1 protein-coding gene is annotated in these 246 nt (G+C 55.3%); it reads left to right on the forward strand.

What is annotated here, in order from left to right; translation table 11 throughout:
- The coding region (locus tag AC0L20_RS41620; protein ID WP_473295930.1) for a hypothetical protein at positions 1-246 on the forward strand (246 nt) is incomplete at both ends.

Here is a 246-nt window from a genome sequence, read left to right on the forward strand (position 1 = left end):
CGTCATCGCCTGGTAGACGGCGACGTGCTCAAAAGCCTGTTGCAAACACTCAGCGAGCGCGAGATCAAGACCTTGCTCGGCGAAGAATTCGCCGTCACCCAAACCCTGCAAGCGCGAACTCGCCTGCTGCGCTCCAAACTGGTGCAGCTACTTAAAGAACATAGGGCTGCACTGTTCGATGAACGCTACCAGGCACTTGAAAAGATCGACAATCCCTTGCAAAAGCGACTCGCTGACCAACTACCG

This window comes from Bradyrhizobium sp. Kon58, assembly GCF_055807455.1.